This is a genomic window from Paraburkholderia podalyriae (assembly GCF_014397785.1).
In the GTDB taxonomy this organism is placed as follows: domain Bacteria; phylum Pseudomonadota; class Gammaproteobacteria; order Burkholderiales; family Burkholderiaceae; genus Paraburkholderia; species Paraburkholderia podalyriae.
The window spans coordinates 1-25,666 of the sequence record NZ_VZQQ01000036.1 but is presented as its reverse complement, the minus strand read 5'-3'; the positions used below and the strand labels follow the sequence as shown (position 1 = coordinate 25,666).

The following is a 25,666-nucleotide window of genomic DNA, read 5'->3' as shown; positions in this document are numbered from 1 at the left end:
CGCCTTCCTACGCCCGACGCAGGGCATTCAGCGCCTGAAGCGCGCCATGATGGCCAGAACGCACGGCACCATCCATGTAGCCGGCCCAGATATTCGCAGTCTCCGTCCCCGACCAGATCAGCTTGCCGCACGAGGGGCGCAGCGCTTCGCCGTGGGCGCTCCAGAATCCCGGCGGAATCGCGGAAACGCAGGTAATCGTCCACGGATCGGCCCGGCCCCAGTCCTGATCGTGGTAGGCGATTGGAGACAGCGCTTCGTCGCCCCATGCCTGCGCGTAGAACTGCTTATGCATGGCCATTGCCGCGTCCCGATCCGACGGGACCATCGCATTCTCGACGAATGCGTTGACGACTCCGATCTCTGCGCCGGGCGGGGAGTTGTCATAGGCCCAGAGGATTGGGCCATTGAACTGGAAAATGCTGCCGTTCATGCCCTTGTCACGCCAGAACGGGCGGCGATAGACCATCGCCGTCTTCCGTGCAGGAGAATGCGTGGGCCAGGCTCGCTGCAGGGCCGCGCGCTTTTCGGGCAGGGGCGGATCGAACTGCACCCGATGACACAAAGCCGGATGGATGGCCATGATGACGGTCCGTGCCCGCACTTCGCCATGGTCGGTATGCACGGTGACGACATCGCCATCCCAACCGGAAATCTGGCGAACCGGAGAGGACATGCGCACCTTGTCGCCAAGTTGCTGGGCCATCTTGATGCTGAGGATTTGCGAGCCGCCGATGAAGCGGGTTTCCTGGGCACTGTGCTTGATCGAATCGAGCTGCGAGTAGTCGCAATCCGCCGAATTGACCATCGAAAGGAAATGCAGCAGCCCCATCTTCGCCGGCGCCGCGCCGCCCGAAAGGGTGATGCTGCCATTCCACGCAACCTGGTCTTCAGGCTTGATATTCTGCTTTTCCAGCCAATCACCAACCGAGAGCTTGTCCAGTTCACCGGCCTTCGGGGACGTCCATGGTGCGCCACAAGGCACGTCGCGCGAAAGCCTGCTGAGCTTTGCCCCGACCGACTCGTCGGTGCCGAACGTGCCCTTCAGATCGACTGCCACGCGACCGTCTCCGCCCAGAATGACCGTGTTCCCGTCGTAGTAGGTCGGAAAGGTCCCGACGCCCAGCTCGCGCGCGAGATCCACGACGGCGGTCTGGCCGGGCCCGATCCATTGCCCGCCGACTTCCGAAACGTATCCGCCGGGGATGTTGTAGTTAAGCGTTCGCCCCCCCACGCGGTCCCGGGCTTCCAGCACGAGAAAGGACTCGCAGCCCGCCTGACGCAGGTCGCGCGCGGCGGTCAGTCCGGCCAGTCCCGCGCCGATGATGGCGACGTCGAGAATGCCGTCCTCGCCTGGCGCGGCCTTGGTGATTGCGGCATACGACTGCTGCGCACCCATGGCGAGCGTGCCCGCGGCAGCCGAGGCACCGGCATATTTGAGCCATTGCCTGCGCTGCGGGTTTGCAGCGCTGTCTGGGGAAGATTTTTTTGCCATATTGACTCTGTCTACGTGATGAGAGCTCCCGCTCCGCGCGGTCACCGCTACTGCCCGGTCAGAGGCGAGTCTCCATATCTGGTCGATTCACCTTGCCGCGCAACTCCTTCGCACTCCTTTGATAATCACTTGCGCGCCTCGACCGGGAACCGCGAGATCTGTCGCTTCAGCGAACCCAGATTGACGGCACTCCCCCACACCAGCTGCTAACTGATAACCCGATCCGAATGCCATCGAACTCCAACGCCGAACCGATTCTTCGGCGCCGAAGGCGTGGTTACTCCTTCGTCCACCCGTTCTGATAGAGCTTTCCTGCCAGCACGCCCAGACGCAACGTGAGGTGGTAGTTCTCGCCATCTTCGATCAGTGCGGATCGCACGTCGCGGAACAGTTTCTCGATCGCAAATTCGCGGGTAGTGCCGTTGCCGCCAAATAGCTGGAACGCCTCGTGCGTGATCTTCATCGCCTCTTCGGTCACGCTTACCTTTGCCTGGGCCGTCGCATAGGGATGGCTCTTCGGAGACAGACGCGAGAAAGCGAGGCTGCGCCGCGCGATCGCACGCGCCATCTCCAGCCGGCGCAGCATCTCGCCAACGCGCAGTTGCGTCATCTGGTGGTCGATCAACAACGCTCCACCTTGCTTGCGCTCGTGACAATACGCCAGTGCGAGTTCGAACGCCGCGCGCGCCACCCCCACGAACACCTGGCACATGTGTGTGCCTGCGAACGACCAGGTCGAGGCCAGATTGCCGAGATATTCGTCCTGCAACGCAATGGCGAAGCGCTTGGGCACCTTCACGTTGTCGAAGTAGATCTCGCCCTGCGGCAGCGAGCGCTGGCCAATCTTGTCGAGCGGCTTGCCGCGCGAGATACCCGGCAGATCGAGTGGAATGATCATGCCCACGCCATTGGTAAACGAGCCATGTTCGCCGGTGCCATAGAAGCCATCGCCATAGTCCGCCGCCATGTACGCGAGCGCCACCTGCGCGACCGAGCCGTTAGAGATCCACGCCGAACTCTGCCCGTTGATGACGATTTCGTCCGCGCCTACCTTCGCCGTGAGGTTACCCACCGGTTGCTTGCCGCCCGCGCCGATCTCGTCGCGGTAGAGAATCGCGGCATCGGTGCCACGGTCGGGCTGCGTGTTCATCCAGCAACCAATCTTGCCCGTGCACATGTCAATCAGTTCCTGATTACCGACCGACTGCGCCATCATCAAAGGTGCGGGCGCGACACCGATCGAGATGGCAAACCCGGCATCACCCCAGCCGAGTTCTTCGCCGATCAACGATTCAATCCGCACCGCCATGTCCGGAGGAAGCTGCGCGAGAAGCTGCGGATCGAGGCCGAGTTTCGCGCTTTCCATCATGGCCGCCCAGTACGGCGAACCGGGCGCGATCACTTCTTCCGGCGTCATGCGGTCGAGTTCGCGGCCGACGGGCTTCAGTACGTCGCGTGCGAAACGGTGAACCGTGTCCTGGATCGCACGCTCCTCTTCGCTCATCGGCGTTTCGAAACCGGTCAATCCTGCCAGCGGCAACCCTACGGACTTGTGCAGTCGAATCATTTCGGTACTCCTCCTTTCCTGGACGCATGTCGACCGGACTGCCCCGCAACCCGATCACTTCATTAATAGATCAACATACCAAACATAGGTAACAATACAAAACACGAGATGAAAAAAAAAGACAGGGTATTCCCCTGTCCTCTTTCTTCACTGGCACGGCGCTGCGGCTGCCAGTGCCTGTACCGGCGTGAGCGGCCCTAAGCCGCCTCGGCGTCCACCGTCTTTCCCCACACCAGCTCATGCGCGATCTGAAGAAACTTCGCTTCGAACCCTCGCATGTACGCGCGCTTGGCGCGCGGAGTGCCCAGATGCATTGTCATGCCGTCCGCCATCGAAATGAGCAGCACGGCAATGTGGGCACTCTCGGCCGCCCCACGCTCCGGATTCGCCGCGCGAATGAGCGTGGCAAGTTCGGTCGTCAAGGTGTCGTACCATTCGTCGCGCAACTGTCCGCACTCCGGGTCGGTAGACGCAAACGAAAAGAAATGCCACCACAGCGCGATGTTCTTCGAGTCCTTCGCGTCTTTCACCGACTGATCGAAAATAGCGTCGAGCGTTGCACGCGGCGAAACGTTGCTCTGAAGCGCCTGTTTCAGCGTATCGAGATACGTGTCGATGATGGGCGCCATGACCGCCCGCAGGACGGCAGGCCGCGTCGGGAAGTAATACTGCAGGTTGCTTACACTGATTCCCGCTTTGAGGGCGACGGCGCGCAGCGAGAAGTCCATGGGACCACTCTCGAGCAGGAGCTTCCTTGCCACACGAATAATCGCGTTGCGCGTACGTAGACCCTGGGCACGCAGGCCGTCGGGGGCGGTTCCCGTGGAGGCTGCCACGCTCGACGTGTGCCGCTTACGGGTGCTTGGTTCTTTTGGCACTGTCATCGCTTTCCGTCCTGAGTGAAGTATGACGCCTCGCCGAAGCGAAGCAATGCGGTCACACGAACCGTTCTCTAGGTAAACTTGACTATACCTTACGCCAGGCTGAACATCCATCCACATGGAGGGCGCGTGACGCAGCGTTTGTCCCCGCCTGTTATCACGTTCGTTCACCGTGGCCAACCGTCGAGTCACTTGCCCAACACCTCAATCGCACCCCGTCGAAGCATGATCTCTGTATGCATTTCGTGGCGCTATGCACATTACGCCCGCTGCGCTTGCGCTGCGCGCGCCTTGTCGTTCACGCGGTCGTCGAGCGCGTCCACGACGCCCAGCGTCCCGTTGATCACGCACCATCGCAGGGGCTCTGGAAGCGTCGATGGCGTCTTGTGATCCAGCGCGGAAAGGAGCGGATTGTCGGTGCCGCGAATCCGCCCGGCAATCATGTTTCCGACCATGGATTGAGCGGCCACGCCATGTCCGGAGCACCCCGCGCTGTAGAAGATGTTCCGGTGCGCCCCTGTCGCCCCTACAACCGGCAACGCGTCATTGGCCAAACTGATATAGCCGCTCCAGCAGGCCCGCAACGCAATGCCTTTGAGTGTCGGAAAGCGGTCATGCAGCGCCGTGCGCAGCTCGCGATACGACTCGTAGTCCGGCACGTTCGGCGTTTTGGAGCCGTATGGATAATGGATTCGCTTCGTCGTCACAACGAGCGTGTTGTTGACGGTCAGGCGGTGGCTTTCCATGGTCCAGTGTGCCGTCACGATGCCTTCGCGCCGCGGCCAGCCCAAGGTCTTGCGCTGCGCATCGGAAAGCGGCTCGGTCTCGATGGCCGAGACACGCAACGGTACGACCTTGTCTGCAAGGAGGCCGAGCTGCGGGGTGTAGGCGTTGGTGGCCAGCATCAGCACCGGGGCGCTCGCACTGCCTCGAGGGGTTTGCACCTTGATGACCGGCCCCTCCGTGTAAGACAGCAGCGGCGCATTCTCGTAGAGCTTAACCCCAGCCCGCAGAGCCGCGCGCCGGAGCCCCATCACGTACTTGCCGGGGTGGAGCGTGCCACCGCGCGGCACGTAGTTGCCGAACAGAAACGCCGGCGGAATGCCGCGTGCACGCATCTCGCCCTGATCGAGAAAGTCCGAGCGAAAGCCCAGTTCGGCGCCGGTTCGCATGTCCTCGCGTACCTTCTCCTCCTGGGCGGGATCGATCCCCGCGCGGATGATGCCCGTCTGGTTGTAGTCACAGTCGATCTCGTACTCTTTGAGCTTGCCCTCCACGAAGGGGACGGCGTCCTCGTAGTAGCGGACGATCGCCTTCCCTTTCTCATGGCCGATGCTCTTGAGAAACAGATCGTATTCGAGCGCGAGCGCGCCGGCCAGATAGCCCGCGTTGCGTCCGCTCGCGCCAAATCCGGCGAACTCACGCTCGAGCACGACCACTTTCGCTCCATGGCTGACCAGCTCCAGCGCCGCCGAAAGTCCAGCAAAACCGGCGCCGACGATGACTACATCCGCGCTCACGTCGCCTACGAGTTCGGGTTGCATATCGTCTGGCCTTTCGACCCAGCCGCCTAGCGTGCGGTACTTCTCCATGTCCGCAGACATTCTGCCCTCCACAACGGGTCCAGCAGAATCGACACGTGAGCATTGCGTGGCCGCCACTGCTGGCACCACCACGGCAGCAGCAGCCGCGCCCTTGAGGAAAGTGCGGCGATTCACTCCGGAGCGCGAGTGGTCTTGCCGCCCTGCCTGGGTTTCCGTCATCTCGTCCATACCTGCTCCGTCAAGACTTGCTCAGAATGTGGACGGCAAGCGCCGCCTCTTCGATGCCTTGAAATCCACCGCCATTTTCCTGAATCGCGTGACGCGCGCCGGGTACCTGACGCGCCCCCGCTTCACCGCGCAGTTGGGTCACCAGTTCGTAAAGCTGACCGATCCCCGTCGCACCCAATGGATGTCCCTTCGATTCGAGTCCGCCCGACGTGTTGATGGGAATGCGCCCGCCCAGCGTGAACTCGCCGCGCTCGGCAGCCGGACCGCCCTGACCGGGTGGAACCAGTTGGAGGTTTTCGGCCTGGATGATTTCGCCCATCGCCGACGCGTCGTGCACCTCGGCGACATCGATGTCATCGGGACCGAGACTCGCCTGCTCGTAGGCCTGCAGCGCCGCGAGGCGGCCGATGTTCTTCTGCGTCTCGTCGACGCGACGATGCGTGAAGCTGCGCACCACGCTGGCCGCGACCCGGATGCATCGGCTACGGTCCGCGCCGATGCGTCTCAAGCCCTCCCCCGTGCACAGGATCGCCGCAGCAGCGCCGTCCGAAACGGGCGCACACATGGGCAGCGTGATCGGATACGTGATGGGCGGCGCCGCGAGCACCTCGTCGATCGTGAAAGCCTGGCGGAACTGCGAATACGGGTTGTGCACCGAATGCAGATGGTTCTTCGAAGACACGGCGGCGATCTGGCGCTGCGTGGTGCCGTAGGTCTTCATGTGATACCGGCACAGCGCGGCATAGACCGACATGAAGCGGCTATAGGGGCGATCCGACTCGGAACCGGGCGGCGGCTCGACGCCTTCGCCGAGCTTCAACAGGCTGGCGAAGTTTTCATCGACGCGCGTCACGTCCCAACCCGCCTCGAACAGGGCGAATGACTTCGCCTTGTCCGGGACGTTCATCTTCTCCGCACCGAGCGCCAGCGCAACATCGCAGGCACCCGACCTCAATGCCTGTACCGCGAGATGCACAGCGGTGCTGCCGGATGCGCAGGCGTTTTCGACGTTGTAGACCGGGATGCCTTCAATACCGATCTTGCTGAAGACGACCTGACCCGGAATCGACAGTTGGCCTTGCAACGGCCCGCTGGTGATGCCTGCATAGAAAGCCGCGCCGATCGCCTCGGCTCCCCAACCCGCATCCTTCAACGCTCCGCGGAGTGCTTCGCCCGCGAGATCGTCGACGCTGCGTTCGAAATGCCGGCCGAACACGGTCATCGCAATGCCGGCAATGTAAATGTCGCTCATGGTGTTTTATCCCAGCGTGGCTGACTCAGATGCGGCGGGTTTCTCCCTGCCAGTACTGCTCGCGCAGATCCTTTTTCAGCACCTTGCCGGCCGGGCTGCGCGGCAACGCGCCGATGAAGTCCACGCTCTTCGGTGACTTGACCGAGCCGAGCTTCTCCTTGCACAACGCCACGAGCTCTTCGGCACTGACGCTATGACCCGCGTTGAGCTCCACTACCGCCTTCACGGCTTCGCCCCACTTTTCGTCGGGCACGCCGATCACCGCGCAATCCTGCACCGCCGGATGCGCCCAGATCACTTGCTCGACTTCGCTCGGATAGACGTTGAAGCCACCGCTGATGATCATGTCCTTCTTACGATCAGTGATGTGCAGATACCCTTCCGGGTCAAGATGCCCGACGTCGCCCGTGTGCAGCCAGCCGTCCACAATCGTTTCCGCGGTCTTCTCCGGCGCCTTGTAGTAGCCCTTCATGACGAGGTCGCCGCGTACGCAGATTTCTCCCGTCTCGCCTTGCGGCACGATCTCACCGCGGTCGTTCATGATTTCGACGCGGATCAGCGGGTTGGGCCTGCCGACCGACGAGAGCCGGCTGTCCAGCCCAAGCTTGCCGTCGACGAAGTGCTCGGCAGGCGTGAGATAGGAGATGGACGCCGGGGCTTCCGTCTGGCCATAGCCGCCCGCCATGACCGGACCGAACACCTCGATCGCGCGCTTGAGCTTCTCCACCGACATCGGTGCCGCGCCATACAGGAAGCATTTGAGCGACGAAAAATCCTGGCTCTCGATGCCCGGGATATCGAGCAGGCGATAGATGACCGTCGGTGGCAGGAAGAACTCCGTGACCCGATGCTTCGCGATCGCCGCGAGCAGAAGCGCCGGATCCGGCTTCGGCAGCACGACCACCGTACCGCCGCGGGCGGTGCACGGCAGCGACAGCATCCCTGCGGTATGCGTCATGGGCGCGGCGGCGAGATTCACCGGGCGCTCAACACCATACGGATACGCCATCATGAACTGCGCGAAGTAAGTCTGAAACGCGCGATGCGTGTTCATCACGCCCTTGGGCAAGCCGGTCGTCCCGCCTGTGCCCGAAAGGGTCACGATGTCGTCCATGTCGTAATCGACGCGCGGTTCGGTCGCGGGTTGCGCCGCGCTCCATTTCTCGAGCGACGGCGCCCACGGCAGATCGGCATCGATACAGACCCAGAGCCTGACTCCGGGCAGGCTGGGACGCAACGCTTCGATCGCCGGTGCGAACGCCTGATGAAAGAAAAGCGCTTCGCAATCGAATGCGTCGAGCAGGTACTGATTCTCCCGCGGTGCGCTGCGTCCGTTCACGGGGATCCATACCACCCCGGCACGCCACAGCCCCAGCGTGCAGGTCCATGCCGTGACGTCGTTGTCGGCCCAGACCGCCGCCTTCGCTTCTTTTTCGAAGCCGGCTGCGAGCAGGCCGTTGGCGATGCGGCACGACAGTGTGTGAACCTCACTGAACGAATAGCTACGCTCGTCCTGAATGTAGGCGACGCCGTTGGGGTTGATGCGCCAACCGCGGTCGAAGAAGTCAATGATTGCCATGTCCCATGTTTCCCTGAGTCATTCCGGAATCTGCACGCGCGGCGCTTACAGCTGCGCGATCGTTGCGCGCGCCAGCCCACGCTGCTCGAGGAACCCGAGCAGATAGCGTTGCCCGAATGCCTTCGAACCTGAAGCGAAGCCCACCCTGGCGGTCTCGCCGTCAAGCAGCTTGATGGCACCGGCCGCATGAATGGCGCCAGTGGAGATGTACGGCGTGATGCCGTGCAGGGTTGCACGCACCGCTGCAAGCTGGCCGCGACCGATCGCGAAGTCGACAGTGCGATGAAGCGAGGTGCGCTCGCGCGGCGGCATGGCCGGCGTGGTGGAATCGACGAGCTGCTTGAGCACCGCATCCTGGTGCTCGCGGGGCAGGTTCGCGTACTCGGCATCCCACTTCTGTCCGAGCACATGCACCATCTGCATCGCGTTGTTGTCGTAGAAGCCGACGCAAGAAATGCAGCTGCGCACGCGCGGATCGTGCTCGAAGTACACCGGCAGCGACGTGCCACCCCAAGGGAGCGCGAACACGGGCTGAAGGAAATCGGGGGAGGCAACGTTGAATGAAGCGTGCTTGTCATGCGGCACCAGCTCCTTTTCCCACAGATAGCACGACTCCTGGCGGTAGCCTCCGAAGATGGTCGCCGTGGAACCGACGCTCACACCGGCGCCGGCACCGCGCGGGCCGCGCGTCAAGGTCGCCGTCTCCAGCGCGTCGACACCCGGCGTCTCGAGTGCCAGCTCGGCGGCAATTTCCGCGAACGTGTACATGTACGCGTTCGACGGCGACAACAGCAGACCAGCCTGACGGTACAACTCGCCAAATTGATCGCGCGCCTCGCGGATGAAGTGTTGCTCGCCGGTGGTGTCGAGGTAGTGACACCCTGCCTTGAGTGCCGCCTCTACCGCAACCAGCCCGAAATCGAAGAACGGCCCTACGGTGGTGCACACGACCTTCGCACCTCGAAATGCATTCACGAGCGCATCAACATTGTGGTCGGCCTCGATGATTTCGTAGTTCGCCGATTCGAGGCGCACGACCCGCTGCGCCATCATGTCCTGCGTGCGCTTCGCATTGCGCGCAACCGCCGTAAAGGGAATGTCCTGGTCGATGAGCCAGTCCATGATCAACATGCCGGTGTAACCGCTTGCGCCATAAACGACGACGGGATGCTTTGCCATACTTGCCTCCTGAAACCTGATTGGTGGAATGTTTGCGTCGGCTTGATGCCGGGCTTGCCGCGATAATGCGCTCCTATTTTATAGAACACAATACAAAATATAGGTCAGATTACAAAATACGTAGATTTAAAAAAAGCAGGTTATTTCCTGCCTGTTCCCGGCTCCTGTCGCTCTATGCCATAACGGCTATTGCATGCCTGCGCTGCTGCCTCCCGGCGTCAAGCCCGCAAGGTAGCTGGCCACCGCATGGATGTCTTCGCCGGACAATGTAGCGGCCATCCCGTTCATTGCGTCGCTCGGGTCACGACGTTCGCCCGTCTTGAACGCAGCAAGCTGCTTCGCGAGATAGGCTTCGCCCTGGCCGGCCAGCCGCGGCACCTGTTCCCGGCCCATGAACGCTGCCCCGTGGCAGGCCTGGCAGCTTTTCGCCGACACGAGTTCCATGCCCCGCTTTTCGAGCGCCGGCTGGCCGTGCACCGCTTCGTTTTGGGCCGACGTCTGCCGCGAGAAATAGGCAGCCAGTGCTTTGATCTGCCCGTCCGTAAGCTCCCTCGCAATCGCACCCATGTAGGGGTCGGGTCGCTGCCCACCGGCAAACGCGTGCAACTGGGCGACGAGATAAGCCTCTGGCTGCCCGGACAGCGCCGGATACCAGGCGTTGACGGATTGCCCGTGCGCACCGTGGCAGAAGTAGCAGGTCTCCTGACGTTGCGGCCAGGGGCCGCCGTTGGCCACCTCCGTCTTGTCGACCTCGCTCATCGCTTTCTCAAACTGCATGCCGTCGAGGCAATCGCGTCCGTAGAGCGCTCCCACGCTCACTACGCCTGCCAGCACGACGGCTGTGCTCACGATCCATGTGCGTCTCATTCACGCCACCTCGCCGCGTCGAGTGAAACCGGCCAGCGCCCGCAAGGCAGCGCGGTGGCCCGAACGCACTGCACCGTCCATCGCGCCGGCCCAGATGTCCGCGGTTTCGGTCCCTGACCAGATCAGACGCCCCACTTCGGGATGCAGATACTTGCCCCACTTCGTCCAGAAGCCCGGCGGCATGGGGTTGATGCAATGCAGGGTCCAGCGATCGACCCGGCCCCAGTCGTAGTCGTGGAACTGCGTCGGATGCAGCGCGCGGTCCCCGAATGCCTTGGCAAAAGTGGCCGACAGGGTCTTTTCGGCCATCGCCGAATCGTCCGGCAACATCCCCGGTGCAACGAATGCGGCGATCACGCCCAGCGACGCATCGGGTGGCGAGTTGTCGTAGGCCATGAAGACCGGGCCGCCGACCTGGAAGATCGTTCCGCAGTATCCGGCGTCACGCCAGAACGGCTTGTCGTAGACGTGGACCGTCTTGCGCATGGGGGCATTCGTGGGCCAGTTCTGCTGGAGTTGCGCCCGTCCGCCGGGCAACGGCGGATCGAAAACGACCTGATTGCAAAGGGCCGGATTCATCGCAACGATCACACGACGCGCCTTGAGGACGCCCTGATCGGTGTGAAGCTCAACGACATCGTGATCCCAGCCCGCGATCCTGCGCACCGGCGAGGACAGCCTGACCTTGTCGCCCAGTTGCTCGGCCATCTTGATGCTCAGACGCTGCGAGCCGCCGACGATGCGTGTTTCCTGCGCGCCGCCCTTGAACGCTTCGAGCTGCGTGTAGTTGCAGCTTGCACTGTTGATCATCGATAAGTAATGCAGCAGCCCCAACTGCGCCGGCGCACCGCCCGTGGTCAGCTTCGCGGCCAGCGCGAGGAAATACCCGTCCTCGTATTTCACGCCCTGCTGCAGGAGCCACTCGCCGTAGGAGAGCTTGTCCAGTTCCGCCAGATGCGGCGCCTTCCATGGCGCGCCGGACGGCACACCGCGCGACAGTTCGGCAAGCCGGTTCCCGATCGTGTCGTCGCCGCCAGTCCCGCCATGAAAGTCCTGGGCCATCGTGGCGCCTTCCGCCATCACCACGGTCTTGCCGGTGTACCAGCTCGGAAACGTATCGATCTCGAGTTGACGTGCCAGATCGAAGATCGCCGTCTGGCCGGGACCGATCCACTGCCCTCCGGCTTCGGCAACGACGCCTTGTCCGAGGTCATGGTTATAGGTGCGCCCACCGACGCGGTTGCGTGCCTCGAGCACGACGAACGAATCACATCCGGCCTGTTTGAGGTCGCGACCCGCGGTCAGTCCTGCTAGACCCGCGCCGATGATCGCGACGTCCAGAATGTCGCCGTTGATGGGCGTTTTTACGGCGGCCTGCGCCAGCGACATGCCGCCGGCCGCAAGTGACGCCGCGCCCAACGCCGTAACGCGTAGCAGCTGACGCCGGGTCTGTGCATCCGGCTTATTTTTCCGATCCATGCTTGATGCCCAATTCAGTTTCATTATTTCTCCCCTTTCTTCTCTGCACCTAAGGAGAACGTTCTGACAAGGTAGCGACTGGCGTTTCTCAACGTGCCGCCAGCACCCCGTCCTGCGAAATCAAGACCGGTTTGCCGGCGTCATCGATCACTGCAGCGGTGAGCGTCGCGCGATCGTCGCGCTGCTGAACTTCGAACGACGTGCTGCCCTCGCGTTGCCGGAACACAAGGCCATCGAGCCCGACGCCCATCAATCCGTTTCGAGTCGCCACGAGATCGGTGATCGAACTCTTCGTGCCCGCGTTCAGCGCCGCCCACGTCGCCCCGCCGTCGCTGCTCTGGTACAGGCTGCCCAGCAGGCCGCCCACCACGATCCGCCCGTCGGGTAGCGCCACGCCCGTCCACAGCGTGCCCTTGCCGCCCGTCGCCAGATAACTCCAGTTCGCGCCACCGTCCGTGGACTTCAGCACCATGCCTTGTTCCGAATCGATAAAAAGCGCGCCCTGACGGTCCGCGAAGATGTGGTACAGGTTGCGGTCCGCCCTCGTGCCGCCTGGCGGCTTCGGCACGGTCACTTTGGCCCACGTCTTGCCGCCATCGTGTGTGGCCAGCATCAGCGACCACAGGCCTACCGCCAGGCCGTCCCTCTCGCTCGTGAACAGAACCGAGAACAGCGGCTGGTCCACCGAGAGGTTCATGCGCTGTCTCTCCCACGTTTCGCCGCCATCGGTGGTCGCGAGAATCACGCCCCACTGGCCGACCGCCCAGCCGCGCTGCGCATCGATGAACGTCACCGCCGAAAGCGTGGCCGAGACCGGCGCCTGCCGGACCTGGCGCCACGTCTTTCCTTCGTCATCCGATAGAACGATCACGCCGTGCTCGCCCACCGCCACGATGCGCTTACCTGCACGCGCCGCGTCCATCAACATCATGTGCGCCGGCGCGCTCCACGCGTGCGCGGGTTTGGCCGCCCAGTCCGCAACGGTTCCCGGCGGCAGGGCCCAGACTGCCGCACTCGCGCACAGCGCGGCACAGGCGATAAGCATCTTGATCATGACTGCGTCTCCCATGTTCAATGACTGAAGAGTCCGGGCGCACGGGCCGGTTTGCGCCTCGGGAACCACCGTTCCAGCACCGAGGCGAGTGCGGGCAGTGCCGTCATCGCCATCAGCAGGTTCACGAGGAACATGAACGCCAGCAGCTTGCCCATGTCAGCCTGGAACTTCAGCGCCGAGAAGCTCCACGTCGCCACCCCGATCGCCAGCGTGATCGCCGTGAAAATCGTCGCCACGCCCACTTCGAGCATCGCGTGCTGCACCGCCTTGACGATGTTCTGGGCGCCCGCCAGATGCACCTGCAGCCGGTTGTAGATATAGAACGCGTAATCAACGCCAATGCCCACGGCCAGCACCATCACAGGAAGCGTGGCCACCGTGAGCCCGATCTGCAGTTCCTTCATGAACCAGTAGCCGATGAAAGTCGCCACCGAGAGCGGCAGGCAGCACGCCAGCATCGCGCGCCAGTCGCGATAGGCGAGGAACACGAGGATCAGGATCGCCGCGTACACGTAAAGCATCATCGGCAACTCGCTTGCAGCCACCTCCTCGTTGGTTGCGGCGAGTACGCCCGCATTGCCGGCCGCGAGACGCAGGGTGATGCCGGGGAATGAATGCGTTGCGCGATACGCCTTCACGTCATCCAGAATCCGGCTGATCGTCGTAGCCTTGTGATCGGTGAGGAACAGATGCACCGCCGTCATGCTGCAATCCGCCTTCATGAAACCCTTCACCCGGCCCACGTCCACCGAAACCGAGCCGTAGTTCTCCGGGTCGATCGGCACGACATTCATCTTCGGATAGTCCTCGTTGTAGCCCTGGTTGTAGCGCCGCAGCATCGCCGAGTACGACTGTGCCGACACCACGCCGGGCTCGGTGCGCATCGCGCTCGTGAGGTCGTCCTCGTACAGGCCGACTGCCGGGTTATCGCAGCCTTTCTGCGTCGACTCGATCGCGACCGTGAGCCAGTCGAGGCCGATGTCGTAGCTCGAAGCAATCGATGCGGCGTCACGGTTGAAACGCGCGTCCGCACGCAACTCGGGTGCGCCCGGCTGCAGCGTGCCGATCACGCGGTCGCGGCTTTGCCACGCGGCGAGTGCGAATACCACCAGCGTCAATGCCACGGTGCCAGCCGCGTAGCGCGGCTGGGCGATGCGCGCGAGCCCGCGCAGCCACTCCGAGCGCCGCTCGCTGCGCTTGAGCGCGCTATCCGCATAGCGCTTCGTGAAGTTGAAGCACGACGCCGCGAGCGGCAGCAGCACGAGGTTCGTCACGATCTTGTATGCGACACCGAGCGAGGCCGTGATGGCCAGTTCCCGCACCATCGGAATCGGAATCAGCAGCAGCGTGATGAACGACACGAATGCGGTGACAAGTGCCAGCACGCCCGGAATCAGCAGACCGCTGAAGCTGTGCCGCGCCGCATCGAACGAGCTGTTACCGTGAGCGATCTCGCGCACGATGAAGTTGACCTGCTGCACGCCGTGCGAGACGCCAATCGCAAAGACGAGGAATGGCACCAGCACCGCGAGCGGGTCCAGTCCGAAGCCCAGCAGCTTGAGCGTGCCGAACTGCCAGACGAGCGACGTGAGTGAGCACGAGATCAGCAGCACCGTGAAACGCACCGAATGGCAGTACCAGTAGACCGCGAGCGCAGTCAGCAGCAGTGCAATGCCGCAGAAGCCGAGCACGGCGGTCGCGCCATCGGCGATATCGCCAATCTGCTTGGCAAAACCGATGATCTGGATTTCATAGCCCGCGTCTTCGAACGGCTTGCGGATCTGTGCTTCGAGCAGGTGGTTGAACGCTACGTAGTCGAGAACCTTGCCGTTGCGGTCGCGCTCGTTGAGCTCCGCCGTAATCATGGCGCTGTCTTCGTTGTGCGAAACGAGCGTGCCGACATAGCCGCCGAGTGTGGTCGCGCGGCGGATCTTCGCGACGACGTCCGGCGTGAGCTGCTCAGGCGTGATCGTTCCGGAGATGATCGGCTCGGCACGGAAGCCCTCGTCGGTGATCTCGTTCACATAGGCGTTCGGCGTCCACAGTGACTGCACGCCAATGCGGTCCACGCTCGGCAGGTACGTCACCGCCTGGGTCACCCGATACAGACGCGTGAGCCCGTCCTTCGTCCAGATCGGGCCCTTGCGGGCGCGCACGACCACGGTGATCCGGTTCGCGCCGAGCAGATCGGAGCGGTACTTCTGGAAGGTCTGGATGTATTCGTGGCCGATCGGCATCTGCTTCTCGAAGCCGGCATCCATGCGCAATTGCACCGCGAAAAAGGCCATGACGGCGGTGAACACGACGATGCTCACGAGCACCGCCGCACGGTAACCGAAGAAGACCCGTTCCAGCGTTTTTACCAGGCGATTTAACACGGCATTATCCCCTCAGGTGTATCGACGACTCCGCGCGCGGGATCGCCTTCTAGCTGATGAATCGTCAGAAGTTGCGGGTGACGAACATCCCGACGAAGTTTCGGTCCGCATAAGGCTGTCCGACCGTGTTGTGCCCTCCCCAGAACAGCGTGTAGTTGATTCCCGCCTGCCACACCGTGGGGTTCTGGTTGAACAGCACGTAGAGGTTCAACGACTTCGCCCCCTGCATGTAGTTCGCACTCAGTGTCGGGGTATAGCCGTACAGGCCATCGGCAAAAGTAATGCCCGGCGTCACCTGCCAGCCATGAATCAGAGAACCGTCATAGGTCCAGTTGAAGTCCACCGTGGCGCCCACCGAGCTCGACGTTCCCTGTCCCATAGCGATCGGATAGCCCAGGTTCGAGTTGTTGTTCAGCCATGGGAAATATCCCGCCATCGGCACCTGCGTGACGCTCTGCCCGTTGACCGTGCGCGTAACGCCATTCGAGCCTAGACCCGGGTAGTAGATCCACGTGAGTTCCCAGGTGAGCGCCGCAGCGTCTGCGCCGACCAGTTTGAGAAACGGATATTCGCTGCGTGTGAGCGCGAGAATGCCGTTGATGTCGTACTGGAATCTCTTTTTATCGGCCCATTGCTGGCAGTCGATGCCTGCCACGCCGTTGGTATTCAGGTCGAGCGGTCCACCCGCGCCATAACAGCTTGACAGCGCTACGGCGTCATGAGGCCGGTACGAAAGCTCCGTGCCGATCGCCCAGGGGCCAAGCCCGAAGTTTGCGCTTGCTCCAAAAAGCTGACGGTTCTGCAGATACGACCACTGCAATGTCCCGTTGGCCAGCGACGAAAGCACCGGCGACTTGTCGGTATAGTTCAGGTAGTAGATCGCGAAGTTTGCGTCGAACGACCGCGGCGAATAGTTGAACTTCACGCCGAACTGGGGCTTGTACTTTGATGGCGCCTGCCACTCGACCGGAAGGCCGATCACGTTGTACGGCGGCCCGGCGAAAGCGCCGTTGACGAGACCCGTGTAGATACCGTTGAGCGTATTCTGGTTGCCGCTGGCAGGCCCGGCGATCGTGCCGGCGCTCGGGCCGGCCACGTTGAGGTTGTTGGTGCTGACCGTATATGGCTCCGTCCCGCGGCCGAGGCTATTGGACACCGACCAGTAGGAACCGACCGGCGGATAGCGGTTGCCGTTCCACTGAAATTGGTAGTAATCCTCCGTACTGAATCCATGAGAAAGATCGGCGGCGAAGCTGATCATGGGCGCGGGCAAGAGCGCCTGCTTGAGTTGCGAGCCGGGAATCAGCAGCTTCTGGACATCCAGCGAATTGGTGGCGTTCACGCCACCCATCGCGAAGATGCTTTCTCCCCAGTTGATCACCTGATTGCCGAGCCGCACATGCGCGGCGTTGCCGCCGATCGTAAAATCCTTCTCACCCCATAGATCGAGCAACTGCACGTCATAAACGACCTGCGCCGACGCGGTGCTCGATAGCGGCGTTCTGTTCGTATCACCGGCAAGAAAGTCGTACATGCCCGTGCCACGGATCATGAACTTGAGTCCCTCGCTCGGCATCTTGAAGAGCAGCTCGCTCGTTGCGCTGATGTAGGTGCTGAAAGGTTGACCCTTGCGATAGTTCAGGTTGCCGTTGTCGCCAACGCCCCACTGGTTCACATTTGCGGCTGCTCCACAGTCAAACGCGTTCGGGTCACCCGTGAGCGAGCAGCTCGGGTTTTTGGTGCGGATGCCAGCGCCTGCCGTGAGGTTGGTCACCCACGAGCCGGTAAGATCGTTGATCCCGGTCGAAAACTCGTACCCATACGCGCTGGAGGTAGCAGCCGCACCGGCGATCGCCAGCGAGACCGTAGCAGTCCTTCCTAACGTCTTCGTTTTCATGATTCTCCCCTGCAGCCAATCTCATTGCCGGCGCGCCTCATCGATGCGCCCCGGCCCCCTTTTGTGGTTTGCCGAACTTCAGCGCTCGCTCACCGACCGCAGGGATTCGGCCGAGTAGAAGTCGGTCTTGAAACGAGGATCGTTGGCCTGCTGGTACCAGCGGACGTCCTTGCCCTGGCCGATCGACGAGGCGTCAAAGACGTAGCGTCCATTGTTGAGGTCGTACTGCACCATCGGCTCGTTATCGCAGGCGCCGCCCAGTTCCCATACCGGGATCGGGTAGCTCTCGCGCATCTTCCAAAGCTTGCCCTGCGCGTCATAGTCCTCGCCCACGAGCGCGAGCCAGCTGTCCTCATCCAGATAGAAGACCTTTTTTGAAGCGACGTGGCGGGCCGATGGCTTAAGCGTTGCCTCCACTACCCAGACGCGGTGTACCTCGTAACGACGATGATCGGACGAAATGCCGTTGGGCGTGGCGACGTCGTGCAGCTTGTCTTTAAAGCCGTACATGCCGAAATCGTCATACGGGACGATCATTTCCTTCTTGCCCACGAGCTTCCAGTTAAACCGGTCAATGGAGCCATTGAACATGTTGGATTCGTCGATCAGATACTGATTTTCGAAACCGATCAGCGGCGCATCGTGCGTATAGGCCGGCATGCGCCTCACGCGGCGTTGGCCAGGAAAGTAGTAGTACGTTTCCGAGTCCTTGTCGAAGTACTGGCGCTGCACGAAGGCCTGACCGGCCAGCGCCGCGGGTGAATCGACCGAGAAATAGGCGCCCAGGTTGAACTGGTCGACGTCCTGCGGTGTGGTCTTGCCCTCCTTGCCCGCCGGGAAATAGAACGCCTGCGGACCGATTGCGTCGATCCAGTCACCGTTGCCGGGGCGCGGGGAAATGGACGTGACGACCGGCGACCACTCGATACCCTCGCCGCGATAACGCGTCTCGTAGTTGAGGATCGCTTCGGCGCCGTTCTTCGGCTCCGGGAAGGCTACCCCGGGGAGCACTGCGGCCTGCACCGTCTCGCCATCCGAAGCGAGTTTCGCCGTCATGAGATTGGCCTTCGAATTCTGCTCGGCGAAATCCGGCAACTGGCATTCGCGATGGGACGGATAGACGTCCATGCGGTAGCCCTTCAACTGCTTGATGAGCTGGATCTGCCCCGGCGCCAATTTGTCGGCGTATTTGTCGACGTTCGACGCATCGATCGTGTACAGGGGTTTTTCGTTCTTGTGCGTCCAGAAGTCGCCGCGAACCTTGCCCCATTCCCAGCCTGCGGGCGTGGGTTCCCTGCCGGCAAACGCCGGGACGAGCCCGTCCTTGCTCGCCGCGCGCTCGCCGCCGACTGGCGTGAGGTCGTCGGCAGCGGCCACTCCGGCCATGAACAATAACGCCGCCGTGATTGCAGATACGGCTCCGATTGTGTGCTTTCTCATCATGACTCTCCGTCCTATACCACTTTCATTCGCTGTACATATCGTTTGATTCAAACTGAATGTCTTTGAACCGAACTGCTCAGCCCTCGCCGCACCCGGCCACGGCCACCGCCCGAATCTCGATACACAACTCGGCAAGCGCCAGCTGTGTTACGCCAACCGCCGTCCACGACGGATAGCGCGTCGGGAAGTACGCGTCCTTCACCGCCGAAAAGGCCTCGATCGCGCCGCGCAGGTCCGTGTGGAAGGTCGTCAGTTCCACAACATCGGCAAGGGTCCCGCCTGCCGTCTCGAGCACGGCTTTCAGGGACTCGAAGGCAATGCGGGCCTGCGCCTGCATGCCCTCACCGGCTTTCATATCCGGTCCGATGCCAACCTGGCCGGAGATCCAGATCGTGTCCCCGACGCGGGTCGCGGGCGAAAAATGGTAGGCGTCGTAGAACGACTGGAACGGCGGCGGAACGATCGATTGCCGCCTGGTGGAGGTTGTCATGATGTGGGTTCCTATGATCAGACGAGTTGACGGAAACACGGCGCGCGAAACGGATCGCCTTCTCTTAACCCGGCAAGCTCGTCGAGGAACAAGACGCCCGCCGGTGTGAAGCCTGAGACACTCGGTTGTGGAAGCGGACTGAAAACCGCGTCGTCGCCGAAGAAGCGCAGCACGAGCGTGTGGCGATCCGGAAATGCGGAGTCCACCGCGCCGCCGCCGTGCAGCACGCCGGGATGCAGCAGCAGGACGTCGCCGGGCTCAGTCGCCCACGAAATGATGTCGTAGGCAGCCGGGTCGACGCGGCGCTCAGCTTCGATATTCGGCAGGCGCGGCCAGATATCGCTGCCATGCAGAGGATCAGTCGGATCTTCAGCGTTTTGAAAGGTCGTGCCGTCGTGACGCGGGCCTCGATGCGAGCCGCACACAATCTCGAGCGCATTCTGTTTAGGTACGGCCTCGAAACTGATCCAGGCATTGCCGAAGTGCATGCCCTCCCATGGCAGGTAGGAAGTGTCCTGATGCCACGGCGAGCGACCGCTCCTGCCTCCGCTTTTGAGGAACAGTTCCTCCGCGAAATACCAGACGTGATCCGAGCCCCACAGGTCCGCGAACAGTCGGCCGAACGGCAGTTCGCCAGCCAGCTCGTCCAGACGCTCCTTTGCAAACGGATTGGCGTTGTCGTTGTGCGTCTTGTGCACCGTGCCTTCGAACAGGCTGCAGGCCATGGGCCCGGGGTTCTCTATGCCCCAGTCGAAGACCTGCCGGCACCGCGCCAACTGCTGCTCGCTGAGAAGACCTTTGACCAGAACGGCACCGTCCTCGGCGAACGCCTTGCGCGTGGCTTCATCCATGGCTGAAATCCTGAATCATCAATCGGCGGCTTGGTTGCAATCGCTTCCCCGCGGCGCCTAGTAGAAAACGCTACTAAAGTTAGGTCATGATACAAATAATGAAAAAAGAAAAAAGAGAGGGAATTCCCTGTGTGTGCGGATCGGTGGCAATGGCGAAGTACCAGGCGTGGTCCGGGCCAACAGATCCGCGAACAGTCCGCTGAACGACATCTGTCCGACCAGGTCGTCCGGGCGCCCTTCGCGAACGGATTGGCGTTGTTGGGTCTTGTAGCCCGTGTCTTCGAAGAAGCAGCAGGCCATGGGTCCAGGGTTTTCTATACCCCAGCCGAAGAACTGCCGGCACCGTGCCAGTTGCTGCTAGCCAAGAAGACTTATGGCCAGACGGCGGTGTCCTCGCCGTTCGCTCCGCCCCCTAGCGTCTTCGTAGAAAATGCTGCCTAAATTAGGTCATGATGGAAAAATGAAGAAGGAGTAAATGACGGGGTATTCCCCGTCTTCACAGGGTTACACACCAGCCTGCCGACCCCACGGTTAGTCGCGGAACATGGTTGCGGCATCTGCAAGCATCTTGAGCGAACGAGGGCGCCCTTCACGGACGGAAGGCAACGGACACGCCGCCGAAATTTTCCTTGCTTTATTTGGTAAACGTACCTATCTTAGTCTTTGTGTACTACCTGAAAGATCTTCGGGGATATCTGCAATGCCCTTTTGCGTGTGGTCTTCCCTTTTGGCAGCGACGTGCTGCAGTCGATCGAGTTAGCAACCCGGCGCCTTGGCATCGGAAGGCGTGGAAACGTGGCTTGGAGCGGCTTTTGTCGCGAAGCCGGTGCGGCGCCCCTCAGCGGCGGAAAAGGTGGGAGATCGTGATGTCCGGCATTCTCAGCAATTGGATCTATATGGGCAGCAATGCATACGACGAATACACGTTCGTGCCGTGGCTGAACAAGAACGTTTACCGTCGGACTGTAGACTTTAGTCAGGTTTGCATACTGTGACGTTTGCGTATTGCACTTCCACCCGTACTGCGGGCACATGAGGTGAAAACGCGCCATCTCGTCAATGAGAAATTGAACCGATCAAAACTGAAGCGAATATGGCTGTCAATTTCTCAAAAGGGTTGCGCCTGTAATTTTCAGCAATTGATCTCGCGGTTTGACAATTATTCCGGGTTCCTAAAGGCGCTGCAGCGCATTGCCAACAGCGTTCGCGAGTCGGTTGCCAGCGAAACGCGCGCCGCTCGAATTGATTTGGCGCCAAAGCGCTTGGATTGGCGACTCCGATGCTTACGCAGCGGTCGTCGCTGGGCAGATTGTTTCCACTTTGACCACTGAATTGGACAGTACGGGATCCTTTGATTTTTACCTTATCGCTTTTAATTGCCGTCGTCAGGCTGTTCTTGGGGAAGCACCGCTTGAACCGCTCGTGACCACTTGATATTGAGGAACATAGACCGTGTTCACGAACCTCAGCGAAGATTCGATTGGGTGGTTACGCACTAGTGCTCACCGCCTCCGCGATATTGTCCTCGCGTCGATTGTGGTTTTCTACTCGCTAACGGGACAGTGTTATGGCGCTGTTGCACCGGCTTGGCCGACGTGCACGCAAACTGTCGACGTGCCGCCAGAGGAAGCGCCCTCTGCAGAGGAGATCGCAGCTGTTGTAAGTGCCCGCTTCCATATAGGATTGCACGACGCCTTGGAAATCGGTCACGCGGTGCTAATTGCGGCGAGGCGCTACACAATCTCACCGTTGTTATTGCTTGCAGTGATCGCGGTCGAATCTAGTTTCGACCGATTTGCGGTAAGTGTGGTTGGCGCCAAGGGACTCATGCAAGTGCTACCATCTCAACACAGAGACCGCGCCCTTCGCACGTCTGATTTGACCGACGCACGCACGAACGTCCGCATCGGGTCCGCAATTCTGCGAGAATATATAAGAGCGTCAGGTGGAAACCTCGAGGACGCGTTATATCGCTATAGCGGGGGCGCCAAGGGCTATACACGACGGGTAGTCGATCGCTTGAGCATGATGAAAGCGGAATTCGGTTTATAGTCGCGGCCTTGTTTGGATTCGGTTGAGAAACTCAAGAAGCGATAGTACGCACCGAGCTCAAAACCAAATTGCGCGCGAAGCCAAGTCGCCCTCCTGATTCATTCGGTAGTGTCGCCGGATTGTCGGCGGGTTATGAAGCTGCCCCCTACGTGGCTTTGCAGATGCTCGCGACCGTGAAGCTTGGCCTCGCGACCGTGAAGCTTGGCCTCGCGACCGTGAAGCTTGGCCTCGCGACCTGGATCGCGTTGAGGGCGTGCTAAAGGTCCTCGGCATGGTCCATGCCGCATCAGGATTCCGCCATCATCCGAAGGTGATCAATGGCTTCTCTGAAGTCATCACGGCTGCTTTTCGACGAAGCCGGCCGCCACGCGAGCTCCGCCTTTGGCCTGGGATCGTTGCCGCACGGGATGGTGGTCGAGGTCGAGGCCGTGATGCTGGTGCGCGAAGGGTCTCAGCGGAGGTGGTCGAGCCTGAACGTGACGACTCCGCCGGGATTGACAACAGCGTACAGGCTGTCTGGGTCAAAGACTTTGTACAGCCTGTCCTGGACTTAAAGGTTCCCGAGCTTCGTATCGGTCAGCACGGGCGCAAGCGCTAGTTTTGCCTTTGCGTATACCGTCAGACTCCATACCGTCAACCAGAACCGCGGGACCGGAGGCGGTGCTCGCCTATCTGTCGCGCTATACGCATCGCGTGGCCATCTCCAACTCGCCAGTGCGCTGGAGGGCTTGCGCTGCGTGAGCCCGATACTTCCGCCTCGATCAAAAAGCACGACAGCCAGGTGGGGAGCCATCATGCGCGAGACGTAGAGTATTCCGTCCACGTCAGCCGGATGGGTATAGATCGCCCGGGACCAGCGCATCGGAATGCTGTAGTTTGCCGTACCAAACAGCCCGGCGTGCGCGCCAAGAATGTTCATGCTTTGGCCCGTCAGATCAGCGAGCGCCAGGTCCTTGCCGTCGAATCTGTGTATAAAGCGACGCTTCACTTCATCGGCCGCAACATGATATCGGGTCCCAACTGGCTCGAGGTCGTGAAGCAGGGACTCTGCGACGGCAGTTGCCAGACTCAGACCAAAGTAACTGGTCCCGTATTCCCTTCTGGCATCGTCGAATCGGTGACTTGCAGTTCTCCCAAAATGCGGCTCGCCTGACTCGTAGCTCGAGATACGGACCAGGCGCTCTGCTTTTACGGTGACGAGCGGCAATTCAAGTGTGCTGAAATTCCTTGCGGGATTCTTGAGGGCGCGAGCAGACAAATGCTATTCCTCCGCGTAGCCCGCTGCGGCCCGCAGAACCATCGGCAGATTGATCTGCTCGACCTGATCAATGCTGTTGCGACCGCCTTGCCTGCGCCCGGGCTGCTTGCCGCCGATCACCTCCAGCGGGGTAAGACCGCCGAGCGAACGCCGCGGATTCGTGAAGAACGACCATTTGCTGGCGCCAGGCAGCCCTTTCAGCGCCCGGGACACGCGGGCAACGGTGCGCCGGTCGAGGCTCTCGTCCACAAAAAAGGCCGGGTAATAGCTGATCCCGTTGGGGCCGTCCACAGTGAACAGCGATCCCGTTTTCAGCCGCTGGTTGATTGCCTGCCGTGTGACGCCCGCACGTCGCATGAATTCCGCTGGCTCGAGCAATCGCCCTTCCTTTGCGAGCTTCGCTCGGGCTGCCATCGCCTCAGCAAACATCTCCGCTTCGACGGAGGATGTGCCCACGCGCCGCCCCGCCCTGATGTCCACTGCGGAACGGGCGCGCTGCGCGGGCGCACGACGGCGGTGGCCGGTTTCAGGCTTCGTAGCCGACGCCGTCTCGCCCGCCGCGTCGGTTACCGCCGCCAGCGCATCATCGAAGCCCTGTGCGAACAGCGCGATCGACTGCGCGAACTTCTGCTGCTTTTTCGCGGGGAGCTGCCCGATATCGGCTTGCATGGAACTCGCCACGACCTTGCGGATCGCTTCCGGGGTCCGCGCGCCGGTACGATCGAGCACCTTCGCCGCACGCACGAGTAGCCGCGAAAACTCTGACGCTTGTATGGTTGCCGTAGACATGACATCTCTCCGTGTGAACGATCAAGAGTAATCCGAAGATGGCAATGCCGTCAAGGTTGTCAAGGGAGTAAAGGAAGTGAAGTGAACCTTTGCCGTTGTTGCCTGCATTCGCTCTCGGGGCGTCCGGAAACGCACCAGCACTTAACGAGGTCGTCCCTTCTGCTGCTCGACCTTTGGTGGGCCGAGAGGCCGTGGCCGCCGCTCATTGGCATGACCGTTAGTTGCGTATTCTGCGATTTCCTGAGCCGTTTTCAGGACCGTAGCCGACCAGCTCGCTAAGCGCCTCCCTGACGGCTTCCGTTAGCTGCTTTCCGGGCCGGGGCGGGCGCGCGGGCTCACCTGCTGGGCCTCTCAATTTCGCGAGAAAAGTCACTGCCAGCCAATTCAGTTGAGGCCGTCTGCGCTCAGAAGACAGTTCGGTGAGTGATGTTTAATGCCCCAGTGACTCTTGATCACAGGGAAATCATCCCAAGATGTGATTTGAAACTGAATTGCCCGACCCAGGACATGCCGAACAGGAAAAAACACCCTTCATTGCTTCAGCCATCGGCCGCAGCCCATTCAAAGGCGCTGTTACTCCCTATGCCGCGAAAAGAGGCCTCCGATCTGGTGCTGCGCGCACGGATCGCGCTTGAGCGTTTGCGCAATGGCGAGGCTGACCGATCCCTGATCAATCTCGTCTCGCAGGTCACCCTCATCGCGAGGTTTATCACCCAGGCAGGCCACGGGAAGCTTGATATCGAGGTCCTTGAAGCCGTTAAGGGTGGCCTGGAAGATGTCCTCATCGAGGCCGATAACACCGGGACGTGGGATATTCCTGAAACGTTAATCGATGGCCTCACTGCCGTGATCAACGAATACGATCGCCAGATTTCCGTAACGCGTATGGAAATTGTGGTCCGGGCGAGTGATTATCTGGACAGGCTTGCCCATCGGGCAGCACGCGACACCCGCGCCGCCGATAGCTACCCCTCAGATCGCGCGGTGACCTTTTGGCTCACGTTTAACGGGCAACAAACATCGATCGCGCCATGCGCTTAAGGTCTGCCAGTAAGAGAATACGTGCGCAGAAGACTGACGATCGTCAAACCTTTGTGTGCTGGCAATGCGCGGGAGCGCACACAGCTGCCAGATCGGCAACCGTTAATAAGGCTTCTTAAAGGCTTATCACGTTACACTGCCTTCGGAGCCATACACCTCCAGCGCCTGCTTGCGCTGAAGTGTAAGCGGCTCGCGATGGGCCGTCGTAGACGGGCGCTAGAATCGGCATCAAAGTGATGTCCATCATTTTCGAAGTGGTGGACACCATTTTGTCAGAGCCAACTCAGAGGCCTGGCAGCCGTAAAGGCCGCCCGAACCATAGTCCCGAATTCCGCCGTCGCCTGG

General features: G+C 61.3%; 18 protein-coding genes and 2 pseudogenes. 3 read left to right on the top strand and 17 right to left on the bottom strand.

The genetic code is table 11. From position 1 onward, the window contains the following. Positions 1 to 7 precede the first annotated feature (7 nt). From F6X42_RS29515 to F6X42_RS29445, 15 genes are all read right to left on the bottom strand, one after another. The gene (locus F6X42_RS29515; protein ID WP_187637573.1) at positions 8 to 1,492 is read right to left on the bottom strand and encodes a flavin monoamine oxidase family protein; all 1,485 of its coding nucleotides are present in this window, start codon (positions 1,490 to 1,492) and stop codon (positions 8 to 10) included. 277 nt (positions 1,493 to 1,769) lie between these two features. Then, positions 1,770 to 3,059, bottom strand: a complete 1,290-nt coding sequence (locus F6X42_RS29510; protein ID WP_187637572.1) for an acyl-CoA dehydrogenase family protein — start codon at positions 3,057 to 3,059, stop codon at positions 1,770 to 1,772. Between the two features lie 197 nt (positions 3,060 to 3,256). Then, positions 3,257 to 3,943 carry a TetR/AcrR family transcriptional regulator gene (locus tag F6X42_RS29505; RefSeq protein WP_187637571.1) on the bottom strand — a complete coding sequence of 229 codons (687 nt, stop codon included), beginning with the start codon at positions 3,941 to 3,943 and terminating at the stop codon, positions 3,257 to 3,259. 257 nt (positions 3,944 to 4,200) lie between these two features. Continuing rightward, the gene (locus tag F6X42_RS29500) at positions 4,201 to 5,544 is read right to left on the bottom strand and encodes an NAD(P)/FAD-dependent oxidoreductase (RefSeq protein WP_187637613.1); all 1,344 of its coding nucleotides are present in this window, start codon (positions 5,542 to 5,544) and stop codon (positions 4,201 to 4,203) included. Positions 5,545 to 5,722: 178 nt separating this feature from the next. Continuing rightward, positions 5,723 to 6,964, bottom strand: coding sequence for a thiolase family protein (locus tag F6X42_RS29495; protein WP_187637570.1), 1,242 nt, complete (start codon positions 6,962 to 6,964; stop codon positions 5,723 to 5,725). A gap of 25 nt (positions 6,965 to 6,989) precedes the next feature. After that, positions 6,990 to 8,543, bottom strand: coding sequence for a class I adenylate-forming enzyme family protein (locus F6X42_RS29490; RefSeq protein WP_187637569.1), 1,554 nt, complete (start codon positions 8,541 to 8,543; stop codon positions 6,990 to 6,992). 45 nt (positions 8,544 to 8,588) lie between these two features. Beyond that, on the bottom strand, positions 8,589 to 9,722 hold the full coding sequence (locus tag F6X42_RS29485; RefSeq protein ID WP_187637568.1) for a saccharopine dehydrogenase family protein: 1,134 nt from the start codon (positions 9,720 to 9,722) through the stop codon (positions 8,589 to 8,591). 186 nt (positions 9,723 to 9,908) lie between these two features. Beyond that, the gene (locus F6X42_RS29480) at positions 9,909 to 10,571 is read right to left on the bottom strand and encodes a c-type cytochrome (protein ID WP_512699636.1); all 663 of its coding nucleotides are present in this window, start codon (positions 10,569 to 10,571) and stop codon (positions 9,909 to 9,911) included. Between the two features lie 18 nt (positions 10,572 to 10,589). Further along, a complete protein-coding gene (locus tag F6X42_RS29475; RefSeq protein WP_187637566.1) occupies positions 10,590 to 12,068 on the bottom strand; it encodes a flavin monoamine oxidase family protein in 1,479 nt (492 codons plus the stop codon). A gap of 88 nt (positions 12,069 to 12,156) precedes the next feature. Beyond that, positions 12,157 to 13,122 (bottom strand): WD40/YVTN/BNR-like repeat-containing protein, encoded by a 966-nt coding sequence (locus F6X42_RS29470; protein WP_187637565.1) that lies wholly within the window; start codon positions 13,120 to 13,122, stop codon positions 12,157 to 12,159. Positions 13,123 to 13,139: 17 nt separating this feature from the next. Continuing rightward, positions 13,140 to 15,500 carry an efflux RND transporter permease subunit gene (locus F6X42_RS29465; protein WP_187637564.1) on the bottom strand — a complete coding sequence of 787 codons (2,361 nt, stop codon included), beginning with the start codon at positions 15,498 to 15,500 and terminating at the stop codon, positions 13,140 to 13,142. A 64-nt stretch (positions 15,501 to 15,564) separates the two neighbouring features. Then, positions 15,565 to 17,397, bottom strand: a complete 1,833-nt coding sequence (locus F6X42_RS29460; protein ID WP_187637563.1) for a DUF1302 domain-containing protein — start codon at positions 17,395 to 17,397, stop codon at positions 15,565 to 15,567. Between the two features lie 78 nt (positions 17,398 to 17,475). Continuing rightward, positions 17,476 to 18,840: a DUF1329 domain-containing protein gene (locus F6X42_RS29455; protein ID WP_187637612.1), complete on the bottom strand. Its 1,365-nt coding sequence runs from the start codon at positions 18,838 to 18,840 to the stop codon at positions 17,476 to 17,478. Positions 18,841 to 18,916: 76 nt separating this feature from the next. Continuing rightward, positions 18,917 to 19,330, bottom strand: coding sequence for a RidA family protein (locus tag F6X42_RS29450; protein ID WP_187637562.1), 414 nt, complete (start codon positions 19,328 to 19,330; stop codon positions 18,917 to 18,919). A gap of 17 nt (positions 19,331 to 19,347) precedes the next feature. Next, positions 19,348 to 20,181 carry a phytanoyl-CoA dioxygenase family protein gene (locus F6X42_RS29445; protein ID WP_187637561.1) on the bottom strand — a complete coding sequence of 278 codons (834 nt, stop codon included), beginning with the start codon at positions 20,179 to 20,181 and terminating at the stop codon, positions 19,348 to 19,350. 1,452 nt (positions 20,182 to 21,633) lie between these two features. Between F6X42_RS29445 and F6X42_RS46010 the strand changes: the two genes are divergently transcribed. Continuing rightward, positions 21,634 to 22,233, top strand: coding sequence for a lytic transglycosylase domain-containing protein (locus F6X42_RS46010; RefSeq protein WP_187637560.1), 600 nt, complete (start codon positions 21,634 to 21,636; stop codon positions 22,231 to 22,233). 645 nt (positions 22,234 to 22,878) lie between these two features. Then, positions 22,879 to 22,944, top strand: a pseudogene (locus F6X42_RS29435) (transposase); the annotation flags it as partial. 58 nt (positions 22,945 to 23,002) lie between these two features. On the opposite strand, the pseudogene F6X42_RS44325 reads toward F6X42_RS29435, so the two are convergent. Together F6X42_RS44325 and F6X42_RS29430 are read right to left on the bottom strand one after the other, a co-directional pair. Continuing rightward, positions 23,003 to 23,440, bottom strand: a pseudogene (locus tag F6X42_RS44325) (RES domain-containing protein); the annotation flags it as partial. Between the two features lie 54 nt (positions 23,441 to 23,494). Further along, complete coding sequence (locus F6X42_RS29430) at positions 23,495 to 24,160, bottom strand: hypothetical protein (protein WP_187637559.1); 666 nt, start codon at positions 24,158 to 24,160, stop codon at positions 23,495 to 23,497. A gap of 627 nt (positions 24,161 to 24,787) precedes the next feature. On the opposite strand from F6X42_RS29430, the gene F6X42_RS29425 reads away from it, so the two are divergent. Further along, the gene (locus tag F6X42_RS29425; protein WP_246530271.1) at positions 24,788 to 25,321 is read left to right on the top strand and encodes a hypothetical protein; all 534 of its coding nucleotides are present in this window, start codon (positions 24,788 to 24,790) and stop codon (positions 25,319 to 25,321) included. Positions 25,322 to 25,666: the final 345 nt, after the last annotated feature.